Annotated in this window: 21 protein-coding genes and 1 pseudogene; 14 read left to right on the top strand and 8 right to left on the bottom strand. The window is 65.0% G+C overall.

Annotated elements, in window-relative coordinates; translation table 11 throughout:
- Positions 1–39 precede the first annotated feature (39 nt).
- From hisD to J1C49_RS10230, 3 genes are read right to left on the bottom strand one after another with little or no spacing between them, the layout of a single operon-like run.
- Positions 40–1,368, bottom strand: coding sequence for a histidinol dehydrogenase (gene hisD, locus J1C49_RS10240; RefSeq protein ID WP_227445721.1), 1,329 nt, complete (start codon positions 1,366–1,368; stop codon positions 40–42).
- 1 nt (position 1,369) lies between these two features.
- On the bottom strand, positions 1,370–1,858 hold the full coding sequence (locus J1C49_RS10235; RefSeq protein WP_227445720.1) for a hypothetical protein: 489 nt from the start codon (positions 1,856–1,858) through the stop codon (positions 1,370–1,372).
- The gene (locus tag J1C49_RS10230; RefSeq protein ID WP_227445719.1) at positions 1,855–2,907 is read right to left on the bottom strand and encodes an ABC transporter ATP-binding protein; all 1,053 of its coding nucleotides are present in this window, start codon (positions 2,905–2,907) and stop codon (positions 1,855–1,857) included. Before J1C49_RS10230 ends, J1C49_RS10235 begins: the two co-directional genes overlap by 4 nt.
- A gap of 275 nt (positions 2,908–3,182) precedes the next feature.
- Between J1C49_RS10230 and J1C49_RS10225 the strand changes: the two genes are divergently transcribed.
- From J1C49_RS10225 to J1C49_RS10210, 4 genes are all read left to right on the top strand, one after another.
- Positions 3,183–4,418 carry an ABC transporter substrate-binding protein gene (locus J1C49_RS10225; protein ID WP_227445718.1) on the top strand — a complete coding sequence of 412 codons (1,236 nt, stop codon included), beginning with the start codon at positions 3,183–3,185 and terminating at the stop codon, positions 4,416–4,418.
- Between the two features lie 129 nt (positions 4,419–4,547).
- Entirely contained in the window at positions 4,548–5,576 is a 1,029-nt protein-coding gene (locus J1C49_RS10220; protein ID WP_227445717.1) for a carbohydrate ABC transporter permease, read from the top strand.
- A 4-nt stretch (positions 5,577–5,580) separates the two neighbouring features.
- Positions 5,581–6,465: a carbohydrate ABC transporter permease gene (locus tag J1C49_RS10215; protein WP_227445716.1), complete on the top strand. Its 885-nt coding sequence runs from the start codon at positions 5,581–5,583 to the stop codon at positions 6,463–6,465.
- A gap of 110 nt (positions 6,466–6,575) precedes the next feature.
- Complete coding sequence (locus tag J1C49_RS10210; protein ID WP_227445715.1) at positions 6,576–7,601, top strand: ester cyclase; 1,026 nt, start codon at positions 6,576–6,578, stop codon at positions 7,599–7,601.
- Positions 7,602–7,717: 116 nt separating this feature from the next.
- Here J1C49_RS10210 and J1C49_RS10205 read toward each other — a convergent pair whose 3' ends face one another.
- Positions 7,718–8,110 carry a DUF302 domain-containing protein gene (locus J1C49_RS10205; protein ID WP_227445714.1) on the bottom strand — a complete coding sequence of 131 codons (393 nt, stop codon included), beginning with the start codon at positions 8,108–8,110 and terminating at the stop codon, positions 7,718–7,720.
- Between the two features lie 632 nt (positions 8,111–8,742).
- Here J1C49_RS10205 and J1C49_RS10200 point away from each other — a divergent pair.
- The 6 genes from J1C49_RS10200 to J1C49_RS10175 are packed head-to-tail and all read left to right on the top strand — an operon-like array spanning position 8,743 to position 14,679.
- The gene (locus J1C49_RS10200) at positions 8,743–11,601 is read left to right on the top strand and encodes a monovalent cation/H+ antiporter subunit A (RefSeq protein WP_227445713.1); all 2,859 of its coding nucleotides are present in this window, start codon (positions 8,743–8,745) and stop codon (positions 11,599–11,601) included.
- Between the two features lies 1 nt (position 11,602).
- On the top strand, positions 11,603–11,983 hold the full coding sequence (locus J1C49_RS10195) for a Na+/H+ antiporter subunit C (RefSeq protein WP_227445712.1): 381 nt from the start codon (positions 11,603–11,605) through the stop codon (positions 11,981–11,983).
- The gene (locus J1C49_RS10190) at positions 11,980–13,530 is read left to right on the top strand and encodes a monovalent cation/H+ antiporter subunit D (protein ID WP_227445711.1); all 1,551 of its coding nucleotides are present in this window, start codon (positions 11,980–11,982) and stop codon (positions 13,528–13,530) included. Before J1C49_RS10195 ends, J1C49_RS10190 begins: the two co-directional genes overlap by 4 nt.
- A gap of 3 nt (positions 13,531–13,533) precedes the next feature.
- Positions 13,534–14,025, top strand: coding sequence for a Na+/H+ antiporter subunit E (locus J1C49_RS10185; protein ID WP_227445710.1), 492 nt, complete (start codon positions 13,534–13,536; stop codon positions 14,023–14,025).
- A complete protein-coding gene (locus J1C49_RS10180) occupies positions 14,022–14,291 on the top strand; it encodes a K+/H+ antiporter subunit F (protein WP_227445709.1) in 270 nt (89 codons plus the stop codon). The genes J1C49_RS10185 and J1C49_RS10180 overlap by 4 nt, the downstream gene beginning before the upstream one ends.
- Positions 14,292–14,301: 10 nt before the next feature.
- Positions 14,302–14,679 carry a Na+/H+ antiporter subunit G gene (locus J1C49_RS10175; protein WP_227445708.1) on the top strand — a complete coding sequence of 126 codons (378 nt, stop codon included), beginning with the start codon at positions 14,302–14,304 and terminating at the stop codon, positions 14,677–14,679.
- A gap of 396 nt (positions 14,680–15,075) precedes the next feature.
- On the opposite strand, the gene J1C49_RS10170 is transcribed toward J1C49_RS10175, so the two are convergent.
- Both J1C49_RS10170 and J1C49_RS10165 read right to left on the bottom strand, forming a co-directional pair.
- Positions 15,076–15,492 (bottom strand): VOC family protein, encoded by a 417-nt coding sequence (locus tag J1C49_RS10170; RefSeq protein ID WP_227445707.1) that lies wholly within the window; start codon positions 15,490–15,492, stop codon positions 15,076–15,078.
- Positions 15,493–15,800: 308 nt separating this feature from the next.
- Positions 15,801–16,544: a hypothetical protein gene (locus J1C49_RS10165; RefSeq protein WP_227445706.1), complete on the bottom strand. Its 744-nt coding sequence runs from the start codon at positions 16,542–16,544 to the stop codon at positions 15,801–15,803.
- Positions 16,545–16,922: 378 nt separating this feature from the next.
- On the opposite strand from J1C49_RS10165, the gene J1C49_RS10160 reads away from it, so the two are divergent.
- Positions 16,923–18,584: a thiamine pyrophosphate-dependent enzyme gene (locus tag J1C49_RS10160; RefSeq protein WP_227445705.1), complete on the top strand. Its 1,662-nt coding sequence runs from the start codon at positions 16,923–16,925 to the stop codon at positions 18,582–18,584.
- Positions 18,585–18,800: 216 nt separating this feature from the next.
- Here the strand turns inward: J1C49_RS10160 and J1C49_RS10155 are convergent.
- Both J1C49_RS10155 and J1C49_RS10150 read right to left on the bottom strand, forming a co-directional pair.
- Positions 18,801–21,913, bottom strand: a pseudogene (locus tag J1C49_RS10155) (efflux RND transporter permease subunit).
- Positions 21,914–21,917: 4 nt separating this feature from the next.
- Positions 21,918–23,063, bottom strand: a complete 1,146-nt coding sequence (locus J1C49_RS10150; protein ID WP_227445704.1) for an efflux RND transporter periplasmic adaptor subunit — start codon at positions 23,061–23,063, stop codon at positions 21,918–21,920.
- A gap of 87 nt (positions 23,064–23,150) precedes the next feature.
- On the opposite strand from J1C49_RS10150, the gene J1C49_RS10145 reads away from it, so the two are divergent.
- The 3 genes from J1C49_RS10145 (at position 23,151) to J1C49_RS10135 (ending at position 26,116) form a co-directional block, all read left to right on the top strand.
- Positions 23,151–23,765 carry a TetR/AcrR family transcriptional regulator gene (locus J1C49_RS10145; RefSeq protein WP_227445703.1) on the top strand — a complete coding sequence of 205 codons (615 nt, stop codon included), beginning with the start codon at positions 23,151–23,153 and terminating at the stop codon, positions 23,763–23,765.
- Between the two features lie 169 nt (positions 23,766–23,934).
- A complete protein-coding gene (locus J1C49_RS10140) occupies positions 23,935–24,486 on the top strand; it encodes a fasciclin domain-containing protein (protein WP_227445702.1) in 552 nt (183 codons plus the stop codon).
- Between the two features lie 766 nt (positions 24,487–25,252).
- Positions 25,253–26,116, top strand: coding sequence for an amidohydrolase (locus J1C49_RS10135; protein WP_227445701.1), 864 nt, complete (start codon positions 25,253–25,255; stop codon positions 26,114–26,116).
- The last annotated feature ends 30 nt before the right edge of the window (positions 26,117–26,146 follow it).

Below are 26,146 nucleotides of genomic sequence, written 5' to 3'. Positions count from 1 at the left end.
CCGGGGCGGGTTTACCCGCCCCCACAATCAGGCAATCCGCTATTCCGCCGCATCGCGCGGGGCGGCCGCCGCACCGTATGGCACGTTGCGCCCGCCATAGCGCCGCACGCGGATATTGCATTGCTCTGCATGGCCGACAAAACCTTCGAGCATGCACAAGCGCGAGCCATATTCGCCCACCATCGCCGCCGCTTCATCAGTCAGCACCCGCTGGTAGGAATGGGTCTTGAGGAATTTTCCAACCCAAAGCCCGCCGGTGTAGCGCCCTGCCTTCTTCGTCGGCAGCGTATGGTTGGTGCCGATCACCTTGTCGCCATTGGCCACATTGGTGCGCGGCCCCAGGAACAACGCCCCATAGCAGGTCATGTTCTCAAGGAACCAGTCGTCGCGATCCGTCATGACCTGCACATGCTCGTAGGCCATTTCATCGGCCACGGCGAGCATCTCCTCATAGGTGTCGCACAGGATGACATCGCCATAGTCACGCCAGCTTGCGGCCGCGGTCTCGGCGGTCGGGATAATGCCCAGAAGCCGGTCAACCTCCGCCATGGTCTCTTCGGCCAGTTTGCGCGAATTGGTGATCAGACAGGCGGGCGAGTTGTAGCCGTGCTCGGCCTGCCCGACCAGATCCGTGGCGCACATCTCCGCATCCACCGTTTCGTCCGCGATCACCATGGTCTCTGTCGGCCCGGCGAACAGATCGATGCCCACCCGCCCGAAAAGCTGCCGCTTGGCCTCGGCCACAAAGGCGTTGCCCGGGCCGACAATCATGTGCACCGGGTCGATTGTCTCGGTCCCGATTGCCATCGCGCCCACGGCCTGAATCCCGCCAAGCACATAGATCTCATGCGCCCCGCCCAGATGCATCGCCGCCACGATGGCCGGGTGCGGCGCACCGTCGACCGGCGGCGCGGAAGCCACGATACGTGGCACACCCGCCACCGACGCGGTCAGCACGGACATATGCGCAGAGGCCACCATGGGGAACTTTCCGCCCGGCACATAGCACCCGACAGACTGCACCGGGATGTTGCGATGACCGAGCACGACGCCCGGCATGGTCTCCACCTCGATATCGGTCATGGACGCCCGCTGCGCTTCGGCAAAATTGCGGATCTGGTCCTGCGCAAAACGGATATCCGACATGTCCTGTGCGGAGACTTTCTGCATCGCCGCGTCGATCTCGGATTGCGTCAGCCGGAAAGCCGCCGGCTCGTATTTGTCGAACTTCGCGGAAAGCTCCCGCACGGCCGCGTCGCCACGACTCTGGATATCGGCCAATGTGGTTTCCACCATCGCGCGCACGCGCGCATCGTCCTCGGCAACCTCGTTGGCCGGCTTGCCACTCTTGAGATGTTCTACGGTCATGTCACGTCCCTTCCGCTGCCGGGGACCCATGCGCGTCCCGGCCCTGTCTGTCCCGTCCTGCGCTGCCAAAGGCATCGCGACCGGGTGTCTTCCGCATGACGGCGCCATCGCCAGAAAGCGCGCCATCCGCAATGTGCCTGTCTGCCACCCGGAGGGTCGCCCTGCCGGGGCTGCGCAGCCACTTGGTGGTGCGCATCACCCCCACGGAGATCCTGTCACGGGTTCCCTCGCAAAAATCGAAACGCTCCATCCGATTGCCAGCCGCGCTGCGACCAACACGCTCGGCACCGGCCGCGCCGAGCGATCCCGGCATGCGCTCTGCGGGACCGCCGATCCCGCGCCGCACGTCGTAGCCCACACCGCCAAACCGCAAGAAACCCTCGCGAAGCTGCAGCAACAGGTCCGTGTTCTCGCACCCCTTCGCATCGTCCCTGAACCGCGGCGCCAGAAGGCATGCAGCGCTTTGCCCGACATGCGTCGCCGGCGTCATCGCGAGATCCGCTCACCGGTGGTTGCGTCGAACAGGTGACAGGCTGATGCCGGGATGTGGGCAGAAAACGCGTCGCCGATTTCCGCACGGAACTCCTTGGACGCCTTGACCGATGCCAGCGCAGAGCCGGAGCGGACCGTCACCATGGTCGCATCACCCAGAAGCTCGATGGAATAGACCGGCGCGGCCAGTTCTCCGGCGGCTCCCTCCGCGACCGAGGCATCCTCGGCGCGATAGCCGAGCGTCACGGGGCCGTCGGGCCCGGTCAACCCTGCAATGCGGACGTTCTTTCCGGTAAAGACACCATCCTTGAGCGCGCCCTCCAGCAGGTTCATCGCCGGGTTGCCGATGAAACTCGCCACAAAGGTATTGGCGGGCGTGTCATAGATCTCGGTCGGCGTGCCAACCTGCTGCACCACCCCCTTGGACATGACCACAACCCGATCAGCCAGCGTCATCGCCTCGATCTGGTCATGGGTGACATAGATGGTGGTGACCTTGAGCTCGTGGCTGAGGTTCTTGATCTGCGCCCGCGTCGAAACACGCAGCTTGGCGTCGAGATTGGACAGCGGCTCGTCCATCAGGAACACATTGGGCTGGCGCACGATCGCGCGGGCAAGGGCCACGCGCTGGCGCTGGCCGCCGGAGAGCTCCGCAGGGCGACGATGCAGGAAATCGTCCAGCTCGACCATCGCGGAGGCCCGCCGCACGCGCTCGTCATGCTCTTCCTGTGGCACCCGGCGGATCTTCAGCGGGAACCGGATATTCTCGTAGACATTGAGGTTGGGGTAGAGCGCATAGCTCTGAAAGACCATCGCCACGTCGCGGTCCTTGGGGTCGAGGTCGTTGACCCGCTTGCCATCGACGAGGATGTCGCCTTCCGTCGCCTCCTCAAGACCGGCGATCATGCGCATTGTCGTGGTCTTGCCGCAACCGGACGGACCGAGCAGAACGAGAAATTCCCGATCCGCAATCGTCAGGTCGAAATTCTGCACGCCGACGAAGCTGCCCCAGCGTTTGGAGATGTTGCGCAGTTGGATTTCGGCCATGACACGCCCTTTCCATTGCATACGTTTGCATAAGTGTAGAGGCGATTCTCACGTTCCAGCAAGGCATATTTGCATGCAGCATGAATTTTGGTCACAGGCCAAGAATTTCTTGAAATGACGCTATGACCTCGCGCATGCTTGCAAACGAATGCAAGCTCCGCCGATTCGATCTGGCGTGCCTGCGTCCCCGGGGTCGCGTCACGTGCGGGTCCGGGCACAAACAGATCGCGCCCCTCCCCGGGGTGCGCGGCCAACAGGGAGACATGGGGACCATGATGACTTTGAGACTGGGTGCGCTCAGCACCGCCTTCGCCGCGCTCGCGGCCACCACGGCAATCGCATCCTGCCCGATCGAAAGCGGATCGATCCGCGTTCTGTCGAACGAGTTCGGCGCGCTCCGCGCGGTCAATGCGGCTGCGGCGGACTGTGCGGGCGAAGGGGTCGAGGTCGTGCTCAACCAGACAACCGAGCACCGCGACCTGCAAGTCGCCGCGCTGACGCCGAATCCGGCGGAATACACCTCCGCCGTCGTGGCGAACTCATCCATCGTTCCGCTCATGAACGAAGGTCTGATCCGTCCGCTGGACGATCTGATCGCTGAATACGCCCCCGATCTGCCCAAGCTGAACCAGGTCAGCGTCGGCGGCAACGTGATGGCCATCGCCTTCATGGCCAACGCCCAGCACCTCTATGTGCGCACCGACATCCTCGAGCAGGTCGGCAAGGAGATCCCGACCACCTACGAGGAGGTGCTCGACGTGCTGGCGGCCATCGAAGAGGCCGGCATCATGGAGCACCCCTTTGCGATGAACACCAAGACCGGGTGGAACCTCGGCGAGGAATTCATCAACATGTATCTCGGTCACGGCGGTGAATTCTTCAAACCCGGCACCGCCGAGGTTGCGATCAACAATGAGACCGGCCTCAAGACGCTGGAAATGCTGGCCGCACTGAACGCATACGCCAATCCCGATTTCCTGACCTTTGACAGCAATGCGACCCAGGCGCTCTGGGAATCCGGCGAGCTGGCGGTGGCCTACATGTGGGGCTCCCGCGGCGGCGGCATGCTCGATGACGAAGGCTCCACGCCCGAAGTTGTGAACAACACCAAGCTCGTCGCGGCGCCCACCGTGGATGGCGGCTCGCTGCCGGCCTCGACCCTGTGGTGGGACGGGTTCACCATCGCCAAGAACATCTCCGACAAAGACGCCGCGGCGACCTTCCAGGCGATGGTGCATGGGATCGGTCCGGCAACCGTGGAAGCCAACCAGAGCGAAGCGGTCTGGCTGAGCTCCGCCTACCAGCCCGGCCCTCAGGCCGAAGGCGTCTCTGCAACGGCGCAGGCCGGTGCAAAACCCTACCCGATGCTGCCCTATATGGGTCTGTTGCACACTGCCCTCGGCAACGAGCTCTCCGCCTTCCTGCAAGGGCAGGAAAGCGCGGAACAGGCGCTTGCCGATGTCGAGGCGGCCTATACCGAGGCCGCGCGCGAGCAAGGCTTCCTGCAATAAGCGTCCGGGCCTGACCACGGCCCAACCCTGACAAGCGGACGGGGCGCGCTACGGCGCCCCGTCCCTCCCCAGCCCCTACCGCGCCGCCCGGCCATTCCGGCCCCTGCGGGCGAGACACGGGATCCAGCCATGCCCCATCGCACGTTCCTCTGGTTCATCCTGCCGTCACTGGCGGCGATGATCCTGTTCATCTTCTTTCCGATCATCTCGGTTGTGATCCAGTCGCTCTATGTGGAGCATGAACAGGTCGTGATCACTTCGGAAAACTGTGGCCCCTTTGGCTGCCAGACGGAAACGACCGTTGATCTCGAAGCCACGCAAGAGCTGCGCGACGCACAGCCGCTCGGCCGGTTCAACGGGCTTGGCACCTATGTCAATCGCGGCCACCTCGCCACGCAGGAACTGGCCACCGCCTGGGCGGAGAGCGAAAGCCTCGGGGCGTTCTGGGGTCAGGTGATGAACCTGCCCTTCTACCGCGCGCTGGCCTTCACGCTGACCTACACCTTTGTCTGCACGCCGCTGGTGCTGGGGCTTGGACTTGCCATCGCGCTCGGGGTCAACGGCCTGCCGCGTGTCTTCCGCGGGCCGACCATCTTCTTCTCCCTTTTGCCAATGATCGTGACCCCGCTGATCGGCTCGCTGATCCTGTTCTGGATGATCGACGCCGAAGGGATCATCGGCAAATCGCTTCAGGTGCTCCTCGACGATCCGGAGCTGTCACTCAAGGCATCGCCCACGCTCACCTGGATCACGCTGATCATCTACGGCGTCTGGTCTTCCGCGCCCTTTGCCTTCGTGATCTTCTATGCCGGGCTGCAAACCGTGCCCGGCGAGACCCTCGAAGCCGCGATGATCGACGGCGCCAGCCGCTGGGAACGCATCCGCTACGTGGTGATCCCGCATCTCGCGCCGCTCGCGGTATTCGTGACGCTGATCCAGCTGATGGACAACTTCAAGGTGTTCGAACCGATCGTCGGCTTCTCCGCCGAGGCCTCGGCGCAATCGCTGAGCTGGATCATCTACAACGACCTGCGCGGCGACACGCAACGGTTCGGATCCGCGGCCGCCACGTCGATGCTGACCATTATCGGGGTCGCCATCCTGCTGTCGCCTGTGCTGATCCGCACATGGCGCGACTTCAACCGCAAGAGGGTCTGAGAGCATGAGCAGCGTTACCGCACAAAAGCGTTCCCAAACGCTTGTCATCGTCTCGACAACGCTTGTCGTGATCTGGCTGATCCTCGCCGCCTTCCCGTTCCTGTGGACCCTCTGGGGCAGCTTCAAGGTGCAGGCGGATTTCTTCTCCAAGGCCGACTGGACCAACGCGCTCACCGGCACCTTCACCGAACAGGCCACCGGCTCCGCCTTTACCGGGCGCGCCTATTACGGCGCTTGGGTGCAGGAGGAGTTCTGGCTCGCCGCGGTGAATACCGTGATCGTTGTGTTCTGCGTTGTGGTGATCTCGCTCACGCTGGGCACACTGGGCGGCTACGCGCTTGCGCGCTCGGGCTACCGCTATGCGTTCTGGCTGCTGATGGTGGCGCTGGTGTTCCGCGCGATGCCGCATATCACGCTGGTCTCCGGCTATCTGTTGCCGTTCTTCGAATGGAACCTCTGGGGCCATCTGCCGACCTCGATCATCGTGCTTGTGGCGATCAACCAGCCCTTCACGCTCTGGATGCTGCACTCGTTCTTCCTCAACATCCCCAAGGATCTCGACGAAAGCGCGATGGTCGACGGCTGCACCCGTTTCGAGGCGTTCCGCCATGTCATCATCCCGGTGATGTGGCCCGGCGTGATCACCACCGGCCTGTTCAGCTTCCTTCTGGCCTATAACGACTTCGCCGTGACCGCGATGCTGCTCAGCCAGGACAACCAGACCATGGTGCCGAAGGTGGCGAGCTTCCTCGGCTCCACCTTCGAGGAAGGCAACGTGATGTTCGCCGTGGCCTCCGTGGTCTCGGCCACCGCGCCGCTTTTCGTGCTGGTGCTCTTCTTCCAGCGCCAGATCGTCTCCGGCCTCACCGCAGGCGCGGTCAAGGGCTGACACCCGGCGCGGACCGCACCCCAAACCACGGCGGCGGGATGGTCCCGCCGCCTTTTTCATCCCAAAGCCCCCTCACAAGCCCGCCACCGGCACCCCTCACAGGCACCATCATGAACGACCAAGCCGCCACACTCGACCCGGCCCTGCAAGACGCCAAGGCCGTTGCCACGCGCTACTACACCGCTATCGACGCCGCCGATCCGGCAGGCATCGAAGCGGTCATGGACTATCTCACGACGCCCGATTTCACATGGCACGGCTATTGCCCCTTCGAGGAGATCAGCGCCGCGCCGGACGTCGCGCGCGAGTTCTGGGCCCCGCTCAAGACTGCGCTGGTCCATATTCAACGACGGCAGGACATCTTTTTTGCCGGGCGCAACCACATGGACGACAACGCCAGCATCTGGGTCGTGTCCATGGGCCATCTCATGGGTCTGTTCGATGCGCCATGGCTCGGCATCCGCCCGACGCGCAAACTCACCATGCTGCGCTATTGCAGCTTTGTGCGCGTCGTGGGCGACAAGGTGGCCGAAGAGGCGATGTTCTTCGACATCCCCCACCTGATGATGCAGGCCGGCCAAAACCCCTTCCCGCCGCAAACCGGCGCATCGCTGGTGCAGCCGGGCCCGATGACCCATGACGGCCTGCTGATGGACGCGCAACCCGCCGCCGAAGGCGAGAAAACCCTCGCCCTGATCAATGCCATGATCTCCGACCTCGGCACATGGAATCTCGGCCTGCCGCTCACGGAAGAGCTTGCGCGCACATGGCATGACGACATGCTCTGGTGGGGCCCCGCGGGGATCGGCGCGACCTACACGATCGAACGCTACGCCGAACAGCATTCCGGCCCGTTCCGCGCCAGCTTCACCGACCGCGCCAAGACAAAGCACATCGCGCGTCTGGCCGAAGGCGCCTATGGCGGGTTTTTCGGCTGGCCCAACTTCACGGCACGGCCCACAGGCGGCTTCATGGGTATGCCCGCGACCGACAAACCCGCGGAACTGCGGGTGATCGACATCTACCGCCGCGACGGCGACAAGCTGGCCGAGAACTGGATCTTCATCGACATCCTGCTGTTCTGGAAGCAACAGGGCGTCGACATCCTTGATCGCGCGGTGAAGATCGGGCTTTGAGCCCGCTCTCCGTCCTCCGGCCGGCGCAAGACAGGGGGGCGTGACGCGCGTGGTGTCATGCCGAACGGCTTGAAACGTGCCCGGAGCCCGGCAACCCACCACGCCGGGCCCGAGGGCTAGTCTCCCGTCCCCGCAACACAGAACCGCTCCAGCGCGCCGCGCATCGCAAGAACCGCCGGATGGTCCGCGGCCAGACCGTGCGACGGAGCAAGCGCCGTCGATTCATCACAGGCGGCCCATGTCTGCCCGTTGACATCCTCGTAGAACAGGATCCGCAGTGGCAGGTTGAGCGCCATGGTCTGTCCGTGCTGCAAGGCCTTGGCGCCGATCTTGGGGCTGCCGAATATCACCACTGTCGTGGGGCGCAGGCTCTCCCCCACAAAGGCAGACCCGCGGGCGAAATCAACAGTGGTGAAAACGCGCGCACCGGCGGCTTCCACGGCTTGCGTCAAGCGGTCCACAGAGGCGGCGACGGTGGCATCGTTTGCCAGGCGGATGCGGTCTGCCATGGCGGTCCTCACGCAACTTGTCGCGATAAAGGCTAGTGTGATCAGGCTTTTCAGGGTTGTCTCCTTGTTGATCGGTGTCCCGAGCCGCGTTCGCCCCATCCAAGGTCTAGCCTTCAGGAAGGCAGGTTTCTGGAGGATTTTTGGAGGAATGCGCCCTGGCCCGAAGCGACGCCCAGGTCTGGACATTCGGGACATTCACGCTTGACGAGGGAGCCGAAGCGCTCTCCACACCGCCCGCATGTTCCCCTGTCCTCGCCCCGACCAGAAAGACGCCCTGATGCATGCTCTGTCCGGCGCGGGTCTGCGCTAGACATGCCCGACCGACCGTGCAAGCCGCAGCCGAAAGCCCATGGATGCGTGGGCGCCAGCCCCCATCGGAATGGCTCCGTGGCGACCGGTGGGCGCCACGCATGGCCCACCCGCCTGCGCCGCATGCGGTTCACCTGCCGACCGAATCCGGCAATTGCGGCCTTGGGACGGTCCCACCGGTCCGGGTCTCCAACGCAACAGGCGAGCCAAGAAGCCGCGCGGCCTTGGCCAGACATATGATTGCGCGGCAAAGTGCTTCGTTGTAGTGCCTTACAGCGCCCGATACGAGTGAACGCAACAAACAACAAAGAGAAGAACGCACCATGGATGACGGGGGGCCTCTCCTTTTTCTGATCGCACTTGCGCCCTTCATCGGTGCGTTGCTGCCGGGACTCATGATCCGCGCGGGGCGCACGGTCTGTGCAATCTCTACAGCCGTTCCCACGGTGATTGCCTTGACGATGCTGATGGTTCTCGCCCCCGCGGTGCTGCGTGGTGAGGTGATTCAGGCCGAAGTCGACTGGCTTCCACAACTCGGGCTGTCTGCCTCCTTCTTTCTTGACGGGCTTGGGCTTCTCTTTGCGTCGATGATCCTCGGGGTGGGTCTTCTGATCACGCTCTACGCCCGGTTCTACCTGTCGGGCGAAGATCCGATGGGCCAGTTCTACACCTATCTCCTGCTGTTTCAGGGTGCGATGCTTGGCATTGTCATCTCAGACAACATATTGCTTTTGCTTGTTTTCTGGGAGCTGACCTCGCTGAGCTCCTTCCTGTTGATCGGCTATTGGAAACACCTGCCCGAAGGACGACAGGGCGCGCGCATGGCGCTCGCCGTCACCGGCGCAGGCGGGCTTGCCATGATCGGCGGGATGCTGATCCTCGGCAACATCGCGGGAAGCTACAACCTCACGGACATCCTTCAGGCCGGGGACGCAATCCGCTCGTCGGAGTGGTATCTGCCGGCGCTGATCCTGATCCTGCTGGGCGCGTTCACCAAATCGGCGCAGTTCCCGTTCCACTTCTGGCTGCCGCATGCGATGGCCGCCCCCACGCCGGTGTCTGCCTACCTGCACTCGGCCACCATGGTGAAGGCAGGCGTGTTCCTCATGGCGCGCATGTGGCCGGTGCTTTCCGGAACGGATGCGTGGTTCTATATCGTCGCCACCACGGGCCTTGTGACCATGGTGCTTGGCGCGCTGATCGCGCTCTTCAAGGATGATCTCAAGGCGCTGCTGGCCTTCTCGACGGTCAGTCACCTGGGCCTTCTGACCATGCTTCTGGGCTTTGGCACACAGGCTGCCGCGGTCGCTGCGGTGTTTCACATCATCAACCACCTGACCTTCAAGGCCGCGCTCTTCATGACGGCGGGAATCGTGGATCACGAAACCCATACCCGCGATATCAAACGCTTGGGCGGGTTGCGCCACCTGATGCCCATCACCTTCCTGATCGGCACGGTTGCCGCCTTGTCGATGGCCGGCATTCCGCTCTTCAACGGCTTCCTGTCCAAGGAAATGATGCTCGAAGAGGCCTCGCATACGGACTGGTTCTCGAGCCCTTATGCCGTCCCCGTGATGGCCACGATCGGGGCGCTGCTCTCTGTCGCCTATTCCTTCCGGTTCGTGAGTCACGTGTTTCTTGGTCCGGTGCGCGACGACTACCCGCACAAACCGCACGATCCCCCGTTCGGCATGTGGGCCGCGCCCGCGCTGCTGGTTGTTCTGGTCATCGTTATCGGCGTTGCGCCCTTCCTTGCGGAGGGCATCGTCACCGCGGCCGCCAGCGCCGTGACCGGAGCCGATCTGCACCCGCATCTCAAGATCTGGCACGGTGTCACACCGGCGCTGTGGATGTCCGTGATCGCCGTGGTTGGCGGCGCTGTGCTGCTCGCGCTGCATGGCCCGCTCGACAAGATCTGGGCCGCCGCACCGCGACCCGAGGCCAAGGCGATCTTCGACCGCCTGATGGCCGCCATCGTTGCCCTGAGCCGTGGCATCACCGAGATCGGCCATAACGGCGCGATCAGCCGCTACCTCGCCATCTTTACCGCAGCCTCCGTCGGTCTTGGCTGGGTCGCCTATGCCTCCAGCGGCCTGTCCGCGCCGACACGTGGTCTGTTGCCGGTCGAACCGGTTATCGCGGTGGGCTGGATCATGCTGGTTGTGGCCACGGTGTCCGTCGTGGTCATGCACCATCACCGGTTCCGGGCGCTGGTCCTCCTCGGGATCATCGGCCTGTCAATCTCTGCCGGTTTTGCCTATCTCTCGGCTCCCGACCTCGCGTTGACGCAGATCTCGGTCGAGACCGTGACGATCATGCTGTTGCTTCTCGCACTGCATTTCATGCCCAAGCTGACCCCCCGGGAAAGCCCCACCGGCCTGAAGTTCCGCGACGCGGTCATTGCGCTGGGGGCCGGTGGCGGCGTCGGTGCTCTGGCCTATGCCTTCATGATGCGCGATATCGAAACGATTTCGGACTACCATGTCGCCAACAGCTACGAGGGCGGCGGCGGGACCAATGTCGTCAACGTGATCCTCGTGGATTTCCGGGGCTATGACACCTTCGGAGAGATCATCGTCCTCGGGATCGCCGGCCTTGTGATCTATGCCCTGATGCACGCCCTTCTGGACGGGCCCGCGGCCCGGCGTCTGAAGAATACCGACTTTTCACAGGACCGCTCGCGCGACCGGCATCCACTGATGATGGTGGTGGTCACGCGCGTGCTGATGCCGATCGCGCTTGTGGTGGGGCTTTACATCTTCCTGCGCGGGCATAATGAACCGGGGGGCGGCTTTGTCGCCGGTCTGGTCGTGGCCATCGCATTGCTGATGCAATACATGGCATCCGGCTTTGCTTGGACGCAGGAGCGCAAGCGGATCGAATACCACACGATGATCGGCCTTGGCGTGGTGATCGCCGGGCTTACCGGCGTCGGCTCCTGGCTGTCCGGCTCGCCCTTCCTGACCAGCGCCTACACCTATGTGCATTTGCCGCCTATCGAGGAATTCGAACTGGCCACGGCGATGCTCTTTGACCTCGGGGTTTTCCTCACGGTTCTCGGCGCGGTGATGCTGATGCTCTACAGCCTCAGCCGTATCGCACGCTTTGCGGGGGCCACCGTGAACGAAGGCCCGATGGACTACGACCCGGGCCTGAAAGACGAACAGGAGGCGGAGCGCTGAGATGGAAATCCTCGTCGCAAGCAGCATTGGCGTTCTGACCGCCGGTGGGGTCTACCTCCTCCTTCGGCTCAGAACCTTCCCTGTCATCCTCGGCCTCGCGCTTTTGTCCTATGCGGTCAACGTCTTCCTGTTCGCCAGCGGCGGGCTGGCCATCGACCAGTCGCCGATCCTGTCGAAATACGGCGATGCCACCTATACCGATCCGCTGCCGCAGGCGCTGGTGCTCACGGCAATCGTGATCTCTTTCGGCATGACCGCCGTTCTGGTGATGATCGGGCTTGGCGCCTATCTCGAAGCGGATAGCGACCGGATCGACATCGCCGCCCAGGACATCGAAGACACCGATGACACCGATCAGACCGAACCGGAGGGGCGCGCGTGATGCACTGGATCATTCTCCCCGTCGTTCTTCCCGCGCTGCTTGCGCCGCTGATCGGCTTTGTCATGCGCCACGACATCACGCTTGCGCGCGTCGCCTCGGTAGCCGGAACGGTGCTTCTGGTGGCTGTCGCCATCGGGCTGGCGGTGATGGCGGCGGACGGCACAACCCATGTCTACAGGCTCGGGAACTGGCCCGCGCCTTTCGGCATCGTACTGGTGCTCGACAGGCTGTCCGCACTCATGGTGCTGCTCACCGCCGTGCTGGCGATGATCGTCCTGATCCATGCCATCGCCACCGGCTGGGACGCCCGGGGGCGGCACTTCCATGCGTTGTTCCAGTTCCAGCTGATGGGGATTTGCGGCGCGTTCCTCACGGGTGACGTGTTCAACCTGTTCGTGTTCTTCGAGGTTCTGTTGATCGCCTCTTACGGGCTGATGATCCATTCCGGTGGCAAGGAACGGGTGCGCGCGGGACTGCAATACGTGGTCATGAACCTTGCGGGCTCCACCCTCTTTCTGTTTGCACTAGGAACGCTCTACGCCTCCACCGGCACGCTCAACATCGCCGATCTGGCGGTGCGTATCCCACAGATCCCCGCCGACGAGGCCGCATTGGTGCGCGTCGCCGCCATGCTGCTGATGATCGTCTTTGCGGTGAAGGCCGCGCTCTTCCCGGTTCAGTTCTGGCTGCCCGCGACCTATGCCAACGCGCCCGCACCCGTTGCCGCCCTTTTTGCGATCATGACCAAGGTGGGCGCCTATGCGATCCTGCGGGTGCACACGGTGGTCTTCGGACCGGGCGTGCCGGGAACGGAGGACCTCGCCGGGGCCTGGTTGTTCCCCGCCGCCATCGTGACCATTGCCATCGGGGCCTTTGGCGTGTTGGGCGCGCGTCGCCTGATGCCGCTCATCGCCTTCTCGGTTGTCGGGTCGATGGGCACGCTTCTGGTGGCCGTTGCGGCTTTCTCCGTTCCGGCGACCACGGCGGCGCTTTACTACCTCGTGCATTCGACCTTTGCCGCCGCCTGCCTGTTCCTGATCGCGGATCTCGTCCTGTCCCGGCGCTCGTCGGACACGCTGCGCCCGCAAACGCCCACGGTGCAGAACGGACTGTTTGCGGCGCTGTTCTTTGCCGCCGCCATCGCCATGGCGGGCATGCCTCCCCTGAGCGGGTTCCTCGGCAAGTTGCTCGTTCTCGATGCGCTCCGGGCGCCGGGGATCATCGGCTGGGCATGGACCGCGATCCTTGCAGGCTCGCTGCTGACCATCGTCGGTTTCGTGCGCGCCGGCAGCACGCTGTTCTGGAAATCCACCGCCCTTGTCACGTCAGAACCCGATGCCGCGGACAAGACACCCGCAGAAGTCGATGCCGCCCAAGCCCCGGCCACGGCCATGCAGGTCGCGCCCGCGATGGTCGGGCTGGCCATGCTTGCCGGCCTGGCGATCTTCGCCGGTCCGGTCGCGGCCTATCTGGAAGACACATCGACACAGCTTTTTGACCGCGCGGGCTATGTCAACGCTGTCCTGAGCCCCGCAGAGGAGCGTTGAGCCTTGTTTACCCGCCTGGTCCCGCATCCGATCCTGAGCCTGACGCTGCTTCTGGTCTGGCTTGGACTCGTCAACACGTTCACGCTGGGCAACCTGCTGCTGGGCGCGTTGTTCGGTCTTGTCATTCCGATGCTGACAGCCCCCTACTGGCCCAACAGGCCGACCATTGCCCGCCCGCTGAAGATCGCGGAATACATGCTGGTCGTGCTGTGGGATATCGTCGTGGCCAATGTGCAAGTGGCGGCGATCATCCTGTTCAAACGCGAACCCGACATTCGCTCGCAATGGATCACGGTGCCGCTTGAACTGACCTCGGCCGAGGCCATCACCGTTCTGGCCGGAACGATCACGATGACACCGGGAACGGTGTCCGCGACCCTGGCGGCGGATGGCAGCGCCATCCTCGTGCATTGTCTGCACACCGACGACCCAGACGATGTGCGCACCGAGATCAAGACCCGCTACGAACGCCGCCTTCTGGAGATCTTCCCATGATCGAATACGCCCTTGCCTTCGCGGCCAGTTGCTATGGCATCGCGCTGCTTCTGGATTTGTGGCGCATTGCCGTCGGTCCGGATGCCGCCGACCGGATCCTCGCGCTCGATACCATGGTGATCAACATCATCGCGCTGCTCGTGCTCTACGGGATCTGGCGTGGCACGGCGATCTATTTCGAACCCGCGATGCTGATTGCCATGGTGGGCTTCGTCTCGACGGTGGCCTATTGCCGCTTCCTGCTGCGCGGCGACATCATCGAATAGGGGCAGGACCATGAATTTTTTTGCAGAACTCCTTATCTCGGCCGCCCTTGTCGTAAGCGGCGTCTTTGGCTTTGTCGGCTCTTTCGGGCTGATCAAGCTCAAACATCCCTTGCAGCGCCTGCATGCGCCGACCAAGGCCACAACACTTGGGGTCGGCGGCGTTCTGATTGCGTCGATGATCTTCTTTTTTGCCAAGACGGGGCATGTCTCGGTCCACGAACTGCTGATCACCTTGTTCCTTTTCCTGACCGCGCCGATCACGGCAAATTTTATCGCCAAGGCCTATATGTCGCGCAACCTGCGCAAGGGCGACTTGCCGGACCCGCCCGGCGAATACGGCTGGTCCGTCTATGACGATCCGCCGGAGTCGCGCTCCGACCGCCCATAGTCACAGCCGTCCGGGACAGGACATAACCGGCTCCGACTGCTGCGCGAGATATCAAGGGCGGCAGCCGGTGATATGGCTTGCACCACGACGGTTACACCATGTCGGTTGCACGGCCACGGTTGCACCACAACGGCCCCAAGCCGCGCCCGGTTTGATCGGGCCGATCCGTCCCCCCCCCCGCCGCAATACGCCGTTCAGTCAACCGGGTCACCCGCCGCCACGGCGTGCCCCGCCTGTTGGGAAACCGGCCCCCTCACACGGCGACGCACATCAAGGCGAAAAACACGCTTTCCGCCGCCTGATAGCCCTTCAGCCGAAGACGGCCTTCCCTGATCCCCGCTGCATCCGCCCCGGGACAGCGCCCCGTGCCCCTCACGCGGCATCCGGTGCACCGCGCTACGCGTCCCGCCCCGGTTCGTCAGGGTTGCTTGAAAAAAGCGCAATCTTGTTGCCCTGCGGATCGCGCAGATACCCCACATAGAATTGAGGCCCGTAAGCGTCCCGAAACCCCGGTGCGCCTTCGGACCTGCCGCCAGCCGCCAGCGCAGCGGCATGCAGCGCGCGCACCGTGCGTTGGTGCGGTGCCTCAAAGGCAACCATCGCCCCGTTGCCCGTCGAAGCCGGACGCCCGTCAAAGGGCGGTTTCACGTAAAAATCCGGAAGAGCCACCTTGTGCCCCGGCACGGCGGGCAAGGCAAAGCTCAACCCCTCCGGTCCTTCTTTGAGCCCGTAGCCCAGCACGGGCAGAAAGGCCGTGTAGAACCGTTTCGCTTGCGCGAGGTCATCGGCACCAACAGTGACATAGGCAATCATGCAAGCGGTCCTTTCAGCGCCAAACGCGCCATGATCCGGACTACCGCACGTCTCTGCGGCCACATCAAGCCTGCGTTTCGAGCCATGACGCGGTCCGCGTCCCGCCAGACCGCGCCCGCGCAAGCCCGCAGCCCCGACCCAAAGCGCCACCGTCCATCCTGTCCGACCGCACAAGCCGATACGCCACCGCCCATCCGGCACGCCGCACAAGACGAGACGCCGCGCTCATCCCGTCCGACCGCACAATCCGATAGGCCACCACCCGTTTTGTGCGCGCCACCCGAAGCGACAGGCTTCGCGCCAAGCCCCTACTGACTGAGGCGCACACCAACCCGCTGCGCAAAGGCGAGCGCTGTTTCAAGGTCATGCGCCACGCAATCGACTAGTCCCGCACAGTCACCGTCCGCGACCTTCGCGGCCGCTGCCCCGCCAAGGATGATGGCCGGCGGATTGGCGCTCTCCTTGACCCGGGCCGCCAGTGTCGCGATGGCGCCAAGCCGGTCTTCCCGCCCCGCCGTCAGCCCCAACAGGGCGACCCGGCCAAGGCGCAGGTCGAGCACGATATCCTCGCCCGCAGCCCCCAGAAGAAGATCGACACGACAGCCTTGCCGGCGAAAGGCCTGCGCCGCACAGATGATCCCGAGGGTATGTTTTTGATCCGGCAAACTGGCAAACAGCGCCTGCGCACCAGACCCCGGCTTGACGACCTGTTGCACGTCGCGCAGCGCCGCGTTCGTCTGCAGGAGGGTGGCGACACCACGGCCCATGGCCACAAAAGAAAAGGCGTCCTGCTCCCATGCCGCCCCGAGGCGCCGCGCGGCGTCCGCAAACAGTGTGTCAACGATGGCGTGATAGGATTGTCCCTCAGCCAGAAGCCCCCTGACCAACGAAAAGGCCGCGTCGACGTCTCCTGACAGGATCAAACCCTCAAACCGCTCCTGCAAGGCGGCTTCCGACGCGGAACGCGGAGCCGACAAACCGGTCGCCGAGCGGCGCGACGCCAGACAGGCAAGCGCGTCCAGCGCGAGTGCATCCATGGTGATTTTCGACATGCGCCCTACTCGGGTATTCTGAACCTGGCCAGCACACGCCGCAGAACCGCCGTCATCCCCAAAAGAGCGGTCATCTCGGAACACTGCGTGAACTCCCCATCTTCAAACCTTGCGGGGAATCACGGTTTGCGGTCATTGAGGTCGATCAAATGCCTCTTTCGGTTGTATTTGACAGGACCGTCGCGACCCCGTCTGCTTGAGGACAGCGCCGCCCTGATCAGGGGGCATGTCGATGCGCCGCAAAAGCGCGCCTCCCGCCCCGACATCGAAGCCGACCCGACGGGCGCCCGGCCCAGGAAGCCGTTGCGGACTTGCAACGCCCCGGTCTACGCTCCGTCTTAAGGCTGACCCGCCCGACCATTGCGCAGGAGACAGAGGATGACAGAGCTCGTGACAGGTGGCGAAGCCATTGTGCGCGCAATCAAAGCCCATGGGGTTGATACGGTCTTTGCCCTGCCGGGCGTGCAGACCTACCCTTTGATGGACGCGCTCAAGCGAGCAGAAGGCTCCCTGCGGGTCATCGGCCCACGGCATGAACAGGCGGCCGCCTACATGGCCATGGGCTACGCGCGGGCAACAGGCCGTCCCGGTGTCTATTCCGTCGTGCCCGGTCCGGGGGTGCTGAATACAGGGGCGGCGCTCTGCACAGCCATGGCGGTAAACGCACCGGTGCTGCTGCTCACCGGTCAGGTGCCTTCCGGCTTTCTAGGCAAGGGGCGCGGGCATCTGCACGAAATTCCGGATCAACGCGCAACGCTGTCCTCGTTCATCAAATGGGCAGAACGCATCGAGGATGCGGCGTCGGCACGGGCTCTGGTCGATCGGGCCTTCGAGACGATGACAAGCGGACGACCCGGCCCGGTATCGCTCGAGATGTGCTGGGACCGCATGGCGCAAAAAGGCCCCGTGACCGACGCCGACATCCCTGCACCAGCCCAACCCGCCGCGCCGGATCCCGCACAGATTGCCGCCGCCGCCACGCTCCTGAAATCGGCCAGACATCCGATGATCATGCTCGGCTCCGGTGCGCAACATGCCGGCCCCGAGGTCCGGGCTCTTGCGGAACGGCTCAACGCGCCGGTCACCGCCTTCCGGGGCGGGCGCGGGGTTCTCCCAGCCGACCATTCGCTGAGCGTCGACTCCGTGACCGCCTACGACTTATGGGGCGACACCGATGTGCTGATCGGGATCGGGTCGCGCTGCGAATTGCAGGCCATGCGCTGGCGCGGCATGATGGATCCGTCCGACAGGATCACCGCCGAGCGTCGGTTGATCCGGATCGAGATCGACCCCGAGGAGATGCTGCGGCTCAAACCCGATGCAGGGGTCCTTGCGGATTCCGCTGCCGGCACCGCCGCGCTGAACGACGCGCTGGCCGCCGAAGGCATCGCCCGAACCGGCGATCCGCAGCGCATCGCAGAGGCCCGCACACACGCCAGGGAACAGATCGCGCAGATCCAGCCGCAGGTCGCCTATCTCGATGTCATCCGCAAGGCGCTGCCCCGCGACGGGATCTTCGTGAAAGACATGTGTCAGGCGGGCTACGCCTCGTATTTTGCGTGGCCCGTCTACGCGCCGCGCACCTACATCACCTCCGGCTATCAGGGCAATCTCGGCTTCGCCTATGCCACGGCACTCGGCGCCAAGGTCGGCTGTCCGGACAAGGCGGTGGTGACGGTCCTCGGAGATGGCGGGTTCATGTTTGCCGCTTCCGAACTGTCCACCGCCGCACAGCATGGCATCGGAGTCGTCGCGATTGTGTTCAACAACCAGGCCTATGGCAATGTCGCCCGGGACCAGATCACCAATTTCGACGGGCGCACCGTCGCCAGCGACCTGCCCGGTATGGATTATATGAAACTCGCCGAGGCCAGCGGCGTTGCGGGCCACCGCGTGGCCACGCCGGAAGCGCTCGGGCCGATCCTCGAAGAGGCCATCGCGGCGGACAAGCCCGCGCTCATCGAGGTGCAGATCGACCTCGACGCGGAAACGACGCCATGGCCGCTGATCCTGCGCCCCGACCTGCCCTACACGCCCTGATATCAGAGGGGCTGCGTGCCGCGCTCGCCGCGTGCCGCGCTTCATCTGTCCCGCCGCTCCGTCTGTGCCGCCCGGGTGGCCCGCTTTTGCCCGGTCGCTCGCCATCACGCGACCGGCACGGGTTCCCGGCCCGCCCCTGCCTCACGCCGGCGGCAGGCTCGCCCGCTCAAGGGCACCCCGGCACATCCGCCAGCCGCATCGCGGCCCGGCCCGCGCTCACTCCGCCGCCAGCGACAGCACCGGTTCCGGCTCCCGCTCCGTCACGACCGCCGCCCTGACACGCGGTCCGCGCCGTCGGACAAGCCGGAACACCGCCGGCGTGAAGTAGAAAGACACCACCGCCGACAACAGAACCCCGCCAGCGATCGCAACCGCGAAGGGCGGCCAGAACCCGCCCCCCTCAAGGATCAGCGGCAGGAACCCGCCAAAGGTCGTCAGCGTCGTCGAAAAGATGTGCCGCCCCGATCCGCTGACCACGCGCGCCATGGCGTCTGGCTCGCCCGCCGCAGCGTCTGGATCGCCCTGCAACCCGGTCAGAATGATGATCGCCGCATTGATCGACACACCGATCGACCCGATCACCCCGATGATCGCATTGATCCCGAACGGGTATTGCATCACCGCAAGCGACAGCATCGACAGCCCCGCCGACAGGACACACACGACGAGCGCCACCGCTGTCAGGCGGAAGGAGTTGAAGGTCAGCGCGATGGTGGCAATGGTCAGTGTCACGATCAGACCGATGGACGCCAGCAGGTTGCCCACCGTGCTCGACCGGGCATCGCTGTCGCCGCCAAGCTCGATCCGGTATCCCGCCGGCACCGCAAAGCCCGCCGTTTCGAATTCCGCGAGCACCGATTGCAGGGCCTCCTCGGGCAGGATATCCGGCAGGATGAACGCCTGCACCACGTTGACCCGCTCGCCATTGCGCCGCGTGATCACGCTTTCCGCCGGTTCCAGAACGGGCTGCGCCAGCGCCGAAAGGGGCACCGCCGGGAACGTCCCGTCCGTCGCGATGCCCGGTGCACCCGGCAACAGGATCGGCAGATCCGAAACCGTTGCCAGATCCGGAAAGGTCGTGCGATCGAACCGCACTCGCACCGGGAGTTGATCGGTGCCTTCCACGAGGCTGCCGCCGGTGATGCCGGTCATCCCCGCCTCAAGCTGTGCCGCGATGTCGGTCACGTCGAGCCCGACAAGCCGCGCCGCCGTCTCGTCGATCTCGAACCGAACCTGCGGCGCGCCGCCGGACACACCCGTGCGCACCTGTGTGACAATCGGCAGACCCGCCATCAAGGCCCGCGCCTGATCGCCCTGTTCGCGCAGGATGTCGAGATCGGGGCCCACAAGCCGCACCTCGATCGGGGCGGCCACCGGCGGCCCCTGCACCAGCCCGCGCACGATGATGCGCGCCTGCGGGTAGGCCGCGTCCAACCGCGCCTGCAAGGCCGGGACAAGGCGCGCGGCATCTTCGGCGGTGTGTGTCTTGACCATGCCAATCGCATAGCCCGGCTCCTGCGCGCGCCCGCCGGTGATGTTGTAATAGAACGCCGGTCCCGATTTGCCGACGGACCAGTAGACGCTCTGCACCCCTTGCGTGCCGCGCACCTCCGCATCGATGGCCTGCGTCACCGCGGCCGTTTCCGCAAGCGCCGTGCCCGGCGGCAATTCAAGCTCGAGATAGAACTGGTCACGATCCACGCCGGGGAAGAACTGCGCCGTCAGCGTCGGAAAGGCGGCGAAGCCCATGACCGGAAGCACCAGCGACAGCGCGATGGATTTGACCGGGTTGCGCACGGACCAGCGGATCGAGGTTGCAAAGGCGCGCGCCAGCGGCGCAACCGTGATCCCGCCCTGGCCTCCGGACCGGATGAACCAGCCGGCGAAGGCCGGCGTCACGGTGAGCGCCACGAACAGCGACCAGATCAGCATGATGACCACCGCAATGGCGATGGAGCCGACAAAATCGCCCGCCGGCCCCGGCAGGAGGATCATCGGCGTGAAGGACAGGGCCGTGGTTACGGTCGAGGCCAAAAGCGGCGCACCGCGTCGCCCACCGCCACGTCGCGCGCCATGCCGCGCGCCAGACGTTGGCGGATCTCGTCCACCATCACGATGGCCGCATCGACCAGAAGACCAAGCGCCACGATCAGCCCGGTTACCGACATCTGGTGGATCGGCAGCCCGATGATATTCATCGTCGCAATCGTGGCCAGAGACACGACCGGCAACACAAGCGCCACAATGGCCGCCGCCCGGAGGCCCAGCGTGACAAAGAGCACCGCAACCACAAGCACAACCCCAAGCGCCATATTGGTGCCAACCTCCGCAAGACGATTCGCGGTATAGGTCGACTGGTCAAAGATCAGCGTCTCCGAAAGCCCCTGCGGCACCATTTGCGCGCCGCGTGCCAGCGCCTCGCGCACAAAACCCATCCAACGGTCGATCTGCACCCCGTCCTGCGCCAGCACCGCCACCAGAACCGCGGGCCGGCCATTCGCAAAGGCCAGTTCCGTCGCCGGATCGCGCGGCCCGCGGGAGATCGTTGCAATATCGGCAAGCGTCACAGTGGCCCCGGCATCGCCTTCGCGCAGGACGACCCGGCCCAAGCGGTCAAGCGCTGCAATTTCGCCCGAGATGGTGATCGTCAGCCCGGTTTCCGCACCGTTGATCGCGCCCGCGCGCACCTTGCCATCAGCGGCCGCGATGCGCCGCGACACGTCTGCCGCCGTCAGGCCAAGCGCTGCGGCGGCAAACGGGTCGATCTCCACGAGCACCTCGTCCTCCGGCGCGCCGAACAGGTCAACCGCGCGCGTTGCAGGGATCGCACGCAAGCGATCCCCGAGCGCCTCGGCATGGGCATGGGTCAGCGTCAGCGGCACATCGGCATGCTCCGCCGTCACGGCGATCACCGCCGAATAGGCCGAGATGCCCTCCGCGTTGAATTCCGGCGCCAGAACTCCGCCGGGGAAGCGGCGCCGCGCATCCTCTACCGCGTCCCGTGCCTCCGACCAGACCTGCTCGATGCGCTCCCCGTCCAGCGTTTCGATCAGTTCGACCGAGACCACGGATACGCCCGTGCGCGATACGGACGTGATCGTGTCCACCTCCGCGATCTCGCGCAGCTCCTCCTCGATCTCCGCGGTCACCAGCGCCTCGACGCGGGCCGGATCCGCGCCGGGAAACTGCGTCGTCACGGTGGCAAAGAGGTTGGTGATGGTCGGGTCTTCCTGCCGCCCGATGGAGAGGAACGCCGACAAGCCGGCGGACACGAGCACAAGCAGGATCAGGGCGACCAGTCGGGGCTGTCTGTAGGGCAGGCTGTGCATGGGCTTACTCTCCATCGCCATCGGTGAGAATCTGGACATGCTGGCCCGGCACCACGCGATGCGCCCCGGAACGGATCATCAACGCCCCGGGCGCAAAGGTTCCCGCGACATAGGCACGGGTTTCCGCCGCATGCAGCACCTCGACCATCGCCACGCGGACGACGCCCTCTTCGACCACAAGCAGCGTCCAGCCCCCGCCCGCGCCCTCCTGAAGCGCGTCGAGGGGCACCCATGTGCCACGCGCCGCGACCCGGGTGTCCAACTGCAGGGTTGCGGTCTGGCCAAAGGTCAGCGGATCGTCGGTCGCGAGAACAAACAGCGCCGTGCGCGTCCGTGTCACCGGGTCGATATCCGGGCGGACCCGCGCGAGCGTCGCGGGATAGGCCTCGCCATTGACCGCGATTGTCGCGTTTTGCAGCCGGGCCGCGTCGATCGACAGCGGCAGACCGATACGCACTTCGGGCGCCTCTGTCTCGATCAGCGTCAGAACCGGCGTCCCGGCCGCAAGGGTCTCGCCCCCGTCCACGCCACGCCGCCCCACGCGGCCCGCAAACGGGGCATAGAGCACCGATTTTTCAAGGGAGATCCCGACAGAGGCAAGCGCCGCATCGGTCTCTTGCATGCGGCTGGCCAGCTCATCGCGCGTCGCGCGGGCCTGGTCTACCGCTTCGACGCTGACATGACCGCCTTCGCGAAGGGCCTCCGCCCGCGCCAGCCGGCTCTCCGCCAGCAGCAGCTGCGCGGCAACGGCCGACCGCGATGCCTCCAGCCGGTCCCGGTCCGCCTCCAGCAATGCCGTATCAAGCCGTGCAAGCACCTGCCCCGCGCGCACCGCCGCACCCTCATCCACAAGAAGCGCGCTCAAGCGCCCGCCAAGCTCAAAGGACAGATCCACGCTGGCCGCCGCTTCGACCTGACCGACAAAGCGGCGCGGCAGATCGTACCCATCCTCAAGCGCCAACCGTGTCACGGCCACCGGTGTCGGCGTCGCGCGATCGGTCGGGCCGGTCGTCTCGGCGCGCTCGGCCAGCTGGTCCGAGCCCAGCACCACCGCCGCCGCAGACCCCGCCACCACGACAAGCGTGAGGCTGACCGTCACCACACGCCGCAGCGCGCGCCGCCATAGCGGAATTTTGTTGTGCTCCGTCATGTCCCGACCTTTCAATGTTAGAGACTCTAACATATGTTAGTGTCTCTTACTTTGACAAGAGGTACGAAACCTGAAAGCAATTGGATCATGAAAAATGACCCGGACACCAAACCGCGCGCCAGCTATCACCATGGCGATCTGCGCGCCCAGTTGATCGAGGCCACGCGCCAGCTGGTCGAGGAAAAAGGCCCCGATCACCTCTCCGTGTCAGAGGCGTCCCGCCGCGCCGGCGTCTCGACCGCCGCGCCGTACAAGCACTTCAAGGACAAGGATGACCTGTTGCGCGCTGTCGCGTTCGAGGGCATGGCGCGCCAGCACGATCAGATGTGCGCCGCCCTTGGCCCCCTGCCGCCGCGCAGCCTTGCGCGGATTTCGGCGCTGGGGCATGTCTATATCGGGTTTGCACGCGCCGAACCGGCGGTGTTCCGTCTGATGTTCGGCCTGTCGGACGATCACGCCGGCGATGCGGACCTGGTGCAAAAGGGGCACGAGACCTTCGAACTGGTGCAACGCGAAGTCGCCGCCTTTCGCGGCAGCGACGTGATCGAAGAGATCGACCTGCGCCGCGCGTTTCAGCTCTGGAGCTTCGTGCACGGGCTGTCCTTCCTGATGATCGACGGCAAGCTGCAACAGATGGATCTGCCGGTCGATATCGACGCCATGCTCGACGATATCGGCCGCCGGGTCATGGCCGACGCCTAGCGGCTGCGCGTCGCCGCACCCGCGTCTTCGACCGCAGCGAGGCCCGCTCCCTCTCACCGGAAAGCGCGGTCAGGAAGAAAATTCCAGCGCCCCTGAAACTTTCCGGACCGCCCTCCCGTGGCTTCTCCATCGCAGGCTCAAACGGCCCGCTCTCAACAAGGAGAATACCATGACCCTCAAGACCATGCTCACTGCCTCCATTGCAGCGCTCTGCCTCACCTCCACCGCCTCCGCCAACAACCCCGATGTGGGCGGCGCCGCGATGCTCGAAGCGCGCAACATCATCGAAAACGCGGTGAATTCACCCATTCACACGACGCTTGTGGCCGCGGTGCAGGCCGCAGACCTCGTGGACACGCTTCAGGGCGATGGTCCGTTCACTGTCTTCGCGCCCGTCGACGATGCTTTTGCCGCCCTGCCCGCGGGCACCGTCGAAACGCTGCTCAAACCGGAAAACAAGAGCATGCTGCAAAAGGTTCTGACCGCCCATGTGGTCGCCGGAGACTGGTCCGCCGCCGACATCATTGCCGCCGCCCGCGCGAGCCATGACGGGTTTTACCATTTCAACGCGGTTTCCGGTGACGCGCTGTCCGCGCAGGTCAAAGGCTCCAAGGTCTATATCTACGACGAGAGCGGCAATGCCAGCCTCGTCACCGTGGCGGACGTGGAGCAGTCCAATGGCGTGATCCACGTGGTCAACGCGGTGCTTGTGCCCAAGTAAACCCATCGCGCGCCGTCTTGTGCGGCGCGCCGTTCCTGCCGGGGGCGCTCATTTCTTGGCCGCCATCTGCGGATCATGGCGCCTCGCGGCGCTGCGTTTCTCCCGGCTCGCCGCTAATTCTTCGGCGGCTGCCGGTCCAAGGCGCGCCTCGCGACGCGCTTTCGCCCCCCCCAACCAAAGACCGCCCCCCGATCCTGCGCGCCGGCGCCATACGCGCCTGGCCAAGCCCCACCTGCCACAGTCAGCCGGGCTCCGCGCAAGGGGCATCCCGCGCGGCAGGTGGGTCCAAGCGGGTTACGCCGCCCACGCGCGTGACGTCACGACCAAGTTCATGCGCAACCCCTCGCCCGACCGCGAGCAAAAGGCCCCCCGCAAAGCGCCGCTCATGCAACACGCCGCCCGCCACCGGGTTTTCCACCGACACGCGTTTATCACCGAACCGCCTTTGCCCCGCCGCCCAGGAGCGCCCCCGTCCACAGGCAATCGGTCCCGCGCATGGTATCTTCCGCGTGGCACCCTCCGCGGCGGGTCCCACGCCACGGTGCGGGTTCTGTCGGCGAGGGCACTCCGATATGCCCGGCCGGTTCCCGTGCGGCCCGTTCGGACAAGCCCGGTGCCGCAACCCGGTGCCCGCGGGCACCAGGCGCAGCCCGCAATGCCTGTTTGCGCCACTGGCTTGCCTTGGCGCATAAAGGCGCCAACCATCCGGCAGGACGCACAACAACCCCACACGCCACCACACCACAGCAGGGAACACGCCAAGACCATGCGAATCGATGCTCATCACCACCTCTGGGACTTATCCGCCGTGCATTACCCTTGGCTCATGGCGCGCGGCGTGCCCCGGTTCTTCGGAGACGCGACCCCGATCCAGCGTAATTACCTTCTGGACGAATTTCGCCGCGATGCCGAGGGGTTCGGCGGCTCCGTGCATATCCAGGTCGGCGCGGAGGACGGCATGGCTGAGGCGCGCTGGGTTCAGTCAGTGGCCGATGCCAACCCCGACTGGCCGATGAGACAGGTGGTCTTCTGCGATCTCACCGCCCCCGACCGCGACGCGCAGCTTGCGGCCTGTCAAGCGCTCCCGACCGTCGCGGGCGTGCGTCAGATCGTGGGGCGTGCGCCCGGCGAGGACGCCGCCACCGGCACCAACGCGCTGCTCGATGATCCGCGCTTTGCCGAAGGGCTGCGCGAGGCCGGCAATCGCGGGCTTTCCTTTGACCTGCAACTGTTGCCGGAATTGATGGAAAAGACCGCGCGCGTGTTGCAACGGGCGCCCGAAACCCCGGTCGCTCTGTGCCACGCAGGCAGCCCGCATGACCGGACCCGCGATGGACTTGCCGCCTGGGCAGAAGCGTTGCGCGCACTCTCCGCCCTGCCGACCGTGACCTGCAAGCTCTCCGGTCTGGGGATGTTCGATCATGGCTGGACCGTCGAGAGCATCCGCCCGATCGTCGACACGGTGCTCGATCAATTTGGTCCGGACCGCGTGATGTTCGGCTCGAACTTCCCGGTGGACAGCCTGAGTTCGGACTATGCCACGCTGCGCAATGCCTATGAAGCGCTGATCCCCGACGCCGCGAAGCAAGCGGTGTTCGGCGACACGGCGGTGCGCTTCTACGGGTTTTGAGGGGGCGTGGCCTGTGCCCATGGCCGTGCT

Source organism: Cognatishimia sp. F0-27, assembly GCF_020667845.1.
GTDB lineage: Bacteria > Pseudomonadota > Alphaproteobacteria > Rhodobacterales > Rhodobacteraceae > JAFMPQ01.
The sequence above is the reverse complement of the archived record's forward strand: the minus strand, read 5'-3'. Positions and strand labels throughout refer to the sequence as shown.

What these genes read in the sequence shown, in the direction of transcription:
- J1C49_RS10160 (WP_227445705.1), top strand. Translation starts at nt 16,923, where the DNA reads ATGACAGAGCTCGTGACAGGTGGCGAAGCCATTGTGCGCGCAATCAAA.
- J1C49_RS10225 (WP_227445718.1), top strand. Translation starts at nt 3,183, where the DNA reads ATGACTTTGAGACTGGGTGCGCTCAGCACCGCCTTCGCCGCGCTCGCG.
- J1C49_RS10145 (WP_227445703.1), top strand. Translation starts at nt 23,151, where the DNA reads ATGAAAAATGACCCGGACACCAAACCGCGCGCCAGCTATCACCATGGC.
- J1C49_RS10140 (WP_227445702.1), top strand. Translation starts at nt 23,935, where the DNA reads ATGACCCTCAAGACCATGCTCACTGCCTCCATTGCAGCGCTCTGCCTC.
- J1C49_RS10165 (WP_227445706.1), bottom strand. Translation starts at nt 16,544, where the DNA reads ATGTCGAAAATCACCATGGATGCACTCGCGCTGGACGCGCTTGCCTGT.
- J1C49_RS10175 (WP_227445708.1), top strand. Translation starts at nt 14,302, where the DNA reads ATGAATTTTTTTGCAGAACTCCTTATCTCGGCCGCCCTTGTCGTAAGC.
- J1C49_RS10180 (WP_227445709.1), top strand. Translation starts at nt 14,022, where the DNA reads ATGATCGAATACGCCCTTGCCTTCGCGGCCAGTTGCTATGGCATCGCG.
- J1C49_RS10220 (WP_227445717.1), top strand. Translation starts at nt 4,548, where the DNA reads ATGCCCCATCGCACGTTCCTCTGGTTCATCCTGCCGTCACTGGCGGCG.
- J1C49_RS10210 (WP_227445715.1), top strand. Translation starts at nt 6,576, where the DNA reads ATGAACGACCAAGCCGCCACACTCGACCCGGCCCTGCAAGACGCCAAG.
- J1C49_RS10135 (WP_227445701.1), top strand. Translation starts at nt 25,253, where the DNA reads ATGCGAATCGATGCTCATCACCACCTCTGGGACTTATCCGCCGTGCAT.
- J1C49_RS10215 (WP_227445716.1), top strand. Translation starts at nt 5,581, where the DNA reads ATGAGCAGCGTTACCGCACAAAAGCGTTCCCAAACGCTTGTCATCGTC.
- J1C49_RS10205 (WP_227445714.1), bottom strand. Translation starts at nt 8,110, where the DNA reads ATGGCAGACCGCATCCGCCTGGCAAACGATGCCACCGTCGCCGCCTCT.
- J1C49_RS10170 (WP_227445707.1), bottom strand. Translation starts at nt 15,492, where the DNA reads ATGATTGCCTATGTCACTGTTGGTGCCGATGACCTCGCGCAAGCGAAA.
- J1C49_RS10195 (WP_227445712.1), top strand. Translation starts at nt 11,603, where the DNA reads ATGGAAATCCTCGTCGCAAGCAGCATTGGCGTTCTGACCGCCGGTGGG.
- J1C49_RS10200 (WP_227445713.1), top strand. Translation starts at nt 8,743, where the DNA reads ATGGATGACGGGGGGCCTCTCCTTTTTCTGATCGCACTTGCGCCCTTC.
- J1C49_RS10230 (WP_227445719.1), bottom strand. Translation starts at nt 2,907, where the DNA reads ATGGCCGAAATCCAACTGCGCAACATCTCCAAACGCTGGGGCAGCTTC.
- J1C49_RS10235 (WP_227445720.1), bottom strand. Translation starts at nt 1,858, where the DNA reads ATGACGCCGGCGACGCATGTCGGGCAAAGCGCTGCATGCCTTCTGGCG.
- J1C49_RS10150 (WP_227445704.1), bottom strand. Translation starts at nt 23,063, where the DNA reads ATGACGGAGCACAACAAAATTCCGCTATGGCGGCGCGCGCTGCGGCGT.
- hisD (WP_227445721.1), bottom strand. Translation starts at nt 1,368, where the DNA reads ATGACCGTAGAACATCTCAAGAGTGGCAAGCCGGCCAACGAGGTTGCC.